Annotated in this window: 3 protein-coding genes; all 3 read right to left on the reverse strand. The window is 72.0% G+C overall.

The window, feature by feature from the left end; genetic code table 11:
• Positions 1–676: proteasome-type protease (locus tag Q0716_RS07045; protein WP_299021345.1), on the reverse strand; the 676-nt coding region annotated here is incomplete at its 3' end.
• Between the two features lie 46 nt (positions 677–722).
• Positions 723–2,720, reverse strand: coding sequence for an exodeoxyribonuclease V subunit alpha (gene recD, locus Q0716_RS07050; RefSeq protein ID WP_299021347.1), 1,998 nt, complete (start codon positions 2,718–2,720; stop codon positions 723–725).
• On the reverse strand, positions 2,717–4,503 hold a 1,787-nt coding region (locus Q0716_RS07055; RefSeq protein ID WP_299021348.1), incomplete at its 5' end, for a 3'-5' exonuclease. The genes recD and Q0716_RS07055, both read right to left, overlap by 4 nt.

The following is a 4,503-nucleotide window of genomic DNA, read 5'->3' on the forward strand; positions in this document are numbered from 1 at the left end:
GCAGCATTTGGAAGTAGGCGTTGCCTTCGTCGATGCAGACGACGTGATCGCTCTGAAAACGGTCCGCCTCGTAGACGGCCAGGTCCAGCGGCAGCCCCACCGAGAGGTTGGACTTGAGCGTGGAGTCCATGGAGATGAGCAGGCACTTGGTGGCCTCCGCCAGCGGCGTGTCGGGGGTGATGATGCGGTCGAGCACGGGTTTGCCGTATTTGCTCTCGCCGATCTGGAAAAACGGCGTTTCGGCCGTGGCCTCGATGAAGTTGCCGGGTGAGTAGACCTGGAACAGCCGCATGGCCTCGCCGCGGATCTGGCCGCCAAAGAGCAGGCTCGCGTTGAACTCGATGCCGCTGCGTCGCAGCGCCTCGCCGTCGCGCTGGTAGACATGGCGCACGGCCGAGCCGAGCACGCGCGCGGCGTCGAACATGCTGCGCGCGTTCCAGATGGTGATCGGCTCGCCACCGGCGGGGTCTTGCAGCTGCTCGGTCTGCAGGATTTCGCGGATCGACTGCGAGATGCTCAGGTTGCCCGCCGACAGCAGCACCATGAAGCGGTCGCCCGGTTTTTCGTAGACGATCATTTTGCGGAAGGTGCTGATCTGGTCCAGGCCGGCGTTGGTGCGCGAGTCGGACAGAAAGACCATGCCAGCCTTGAGTTTGACGGCGACGCAGTAAGTCATGAGAGGGCGGTGAAGGGCGAACGGTCGTTCGAAATGCTTGGCCCGCCTATGGTAGCGCGTCCAGCACGGCCTGGCGCAGGCCGCTGTCGCGCTGGGTGAGGCGGGCAGTTGCCCGCCGCACCGTGTCGTGGCCGCCGGGCAACACGAGTGTCAGGCGCTGGCGGGCACGGGTGATGCCGGTGTAGAGCAGCTCGCGCGTCAGCACCGGGGTATCGGCCTGGGGGGGCAGCACGAGCAGCACATGGTCGAACTCTGAGCCCTGGGACTTGTGCACGGTCAGCGCAAAGGCGGTCTGGACGTCGGGCAATTGCCCGGGCAGGGCCCAGCGCACGCCCTCGGGCTGGTCCGGGGCGGCGAAGGCCACGCGCCAGCGGGGGCGACGTACCGGGTCGTCCGGGTGTGGCGGGTGCGGCAAGACCAGCCCCAGATCGCCGTTCATCAGGCCCAGCGCCGGGGCATTGCGGGTGACGAGCACGGGGCGGCCGGCGTACCAGCCGTCGTGCCCGTGCGCGGCGGGGGGCAGGTCCAGCCACCCGGCCCGCTGCAGCCAGCGCGCGATGCGCTGGTTGAGCCCGGCTACGCCCCAGGGCCCATCGCGCAGCGCGCACAGCACCTGAAAGCGGGCGTGCGCCGCCAGCAGCGCGCGCGCCCAGGCGGCCCGCGCGGCCGCGCCGTCGTCATCGGGGCCCGCACGCAGCCGCTGCAACCAGGGCAGCAGACCGTCGAACACGACGCGCTGCCAAGCCGCTTCCCAGGCGGCATCGCTGCTGTCTGGCGTCCGGGGGATGACGGTCACGTCGGGCAGGGGCGTGGCGAGCAGCGCCTGCACGTCCGCCTCGGCGCCATGGTTGACTGCCGCGGCCCAGCGGCCGATACCGCTGTCGCCGCCAAAGCGGTGGCTGTGGCGCAGCATCACCACCGCCTGGTCCAGTGCCGTGCCGGCGGGGTCGATCAGGCCGCTGGGGAGGGTCTGCCCAGTGGCCTGCTGCAGCCAGTCGGCCACCTCGGGCCGGTAGTGGCCGTCGGCGGCGCGCTCGCACAGTTGGGCGAGCACGGCACCGGCTTCTACCGAGGCGAGCTGGTCGGCGTCGCCGATCAGCACCAGCCGCGTGTGGGCGGGAATGGCCTGCAGCGCATCGTGCAGCAGTTCCAGATCGACCATCGAGGCCTCGTCGATGACCAGCAGGTCGAGCCACAGCGGGTTTTCCGGGTGGTGGCGCGCGCCCGTGCCGTCACCGCGTCGGCCGATGAGGCGGTGCAGCGTGCGGACCTCGGCGGGCACGGCCTCGCGCAGGGTGGTCCGTGCGGCTTCGGACAGTGGCAGTGCGCCCCAGGGCATGCGCTCGAGCGCCACCGCGATGGACTGGCTCAGGCGGGCCGCGGCTTTGCCGGTGGGGGCGGCCAAGCCGATACGCCAGGGCGATCGTCCCTCCGACAGCGCCAGCCCTTGCAACAGGGTGAGCAGGCGCACGACGGTGGTGGTTTTGCCCGCCCCAGGTCCACCGGTGAGGATGGCCAGCGGCGCGCGCGCGGCCAGGGCCGCGCCGATGCACTGCCAGTCCGGCTGGGTGGGGCGTTGCGCGGGCGGGCCAAAGAGGGCGTCCAGCCACGGGCGCAGCCGGTGTGGATCGAGCGTATCGGTTGCTGGCAGGCGCAACCGCTTGGCCAGGGCGCGTGCGACGGCTTGCTCACGCACCCAGTGGCGCCACAGGTACAGCCGCGTCCCGTGGCGCACGAGCGGGGTGGGCGTGCTGCCGTCGCCGATCCAGTGCGGATGGTCGAGCGCGGCCGGGAGGGTGGCCCAGCGCTGCCGCAACCAGCGCGTGCAGGGGCCTGCGCTGTCGTCGGCGGTGTCGAGCAACGACAGGCAGATGTGACCATCGCCGACACGGCGGCTCAAGCAGGCCGCGGCCAACAAGGCGGGTACCGGCGCGTCGGGTACCTGCTCGCGGCCGAAGCGGGCCAATGCTGCGTCGCAGGGGCGCAGCTCTTGGCTCGCTAACCCGCGGGCCAACCAGGCTTGGAGTTCGTCCGGTGTGCTCATACGGCCTCCGCAGCGGTGTGGCCCGATAGCGCGGCATCCAAGCGTTCGATGAGTGCGACCGGCGCGGGCAGTGCATAGACACCGCGGCCCGGCGTGGCCAGCCCGCGCCAGAAGACACACAGCGCACCCCCTAAGTGGTGCGCAGGGGAGTAGCTGGGCAAGCGCTGCCGCAGCAGGCGGTGCAGGGCCACCAGGTACAGCACCGCTTGCAGGTCGTAGCGGTGCGCCGCCACGGCGGCCTGTACGGCCTGCGGGTGGTACGCGGAGTCATCGCCGCCCAAGGCGTTCGATTTGTGGTCCAGTACGTAGTAGCGCCCCCCGTGCTCGAACACCAGATCGATGAACCCTTTGAGCATGCCCTCGAGCACGGTGGGGCGCAGCGCGGGGCGGGGGTCGAGCCCGGGCACGTGCGCCCGCACCCAAGCGTCGAGCGTGGCCGCCTCCAGCCGCTGCGCGCCGAGCCAGAATTCCCACTCTGGCTGCACGGCGCGCAACTGGCTGAGCGCGACCGCGGTGTCTGCCACGCCGGGCAGCGGCAGCGGGGTGGCCATCATGGCGCCCGCCCATTGCGCCAGATCCGCCGCGTCGGACTCGAGGCGGTTGGTCGGCCAGCCGTGGCGCTCCAGCACGGCCTGGGCCATCGATGCCAGTTGCGCGGGCTGGGTGGCAATGTGTGCGAACCCCTGGTGCGCACACTGCTCCAGCAGGGCGTGCAGGGCGGTGCCCGCCTGCGGCCCGCGTGGCCAGCGGTGCCAGGCGGCCGGCGGCGTGGCGGGAGCCGCCACGGGATCGCGGGGGTCGGCAAGGGCGTCCGGCAGCGCGAGGGTGCCGAGCGCCTCGTCGAATGGCTCATCGCGCGCCGAATCCGATGCGGCGGTCGGGTAGGAGGGGGCGGCATCCCCGGCGTCCTCGCCCGTTGGGGCGAGCAGCGCGGTGTAGCTGGCGATCCACCAGAGAGGCCGTGGCGAGGACGGCGCGATGCGGGCGGCCACCGGGGTGGGGGCGTCGTTGGCACCCGGCGTGTCTGCCGCTGGTGTCCAGCGCAGTGTCGGCTGCGCGGCGTCCCAGGTCTGGACGGCGATGACCGCACAGCCCTGGGCCAGCGCCTGGGCGCGCGCGCCGAGCCCGTCGTCGGCGTTGGACGCGGGCAGGGCGTCGATGCCCAGCACATGGCCCAGGGCGCTGGTGGGCAGCGTGTCCGTGGCCGCCAGTCCTACCCAGGTGGCGTGGCGCGCGCGTGTCAGCGCCACGTAGAGCCGCCGGACGTCCTCGGCGCGGCGCTCGGCATCGGCGCGCTCGACCGCGTGTGTCCAGCGCTCGCCCTCGTCGCTCAGGGTGATCTGTAGCCGACCCTCGTCGTCATGCCAGGTCAGGCAGCGCACCCCGCGGCCCGAGACCTTGCCATCGATGGATTTGGCGTGCATCGCAAAGGGGTAGCACACGACCGGGTATTCGAGCCCCTTGGATTTGTGCACGGTGACGATGGGGATGCGCTCGCGCTCGCTGTCCAGGCGCAGCTGCGCCGTGGCGCTGTCGTCGCCCGCGGCGGCGGTGCCGCGCAGCGCCCGCTGGCGCGCGCGTTGCAAGTGTTGCCAAACGGTGGCCATGCCATGCGGGGCGCCCGCCAGCGGGGCGGCGATGCGCTGCAGCAGCTCGGCCAGGTGCAGCAGGTTGGTCAGGGTGCGCTCACCGCTGTGCTCGCCAGCGCGTGCCAGCAGGCGCTGCGGCACCTGGAAGTCATGCAGCAACGCGCGCACGGCGGGCAGCACGCCGTGGCGCTGCC

Source organism: uncultured Tepidimonas sp. (assembly GCF_938045175.1).
In the GTDB taxonomy this organism is placed as follows: Bacteria; Pseudomonadota; Gammaproteobacteria; order Burkholderiales; family Burkholderiaceae_C; genus Tepidimonas.

Excerpts from the sequence above, each read along its gene's own strand:
- recD (WP_299021347.1), bottom strand. The coding sequence starts at position 2,720 with ATGAGCACACCGGACGAACTCCAAGCCTGGTTGGCCCGCGGGTTAGCG.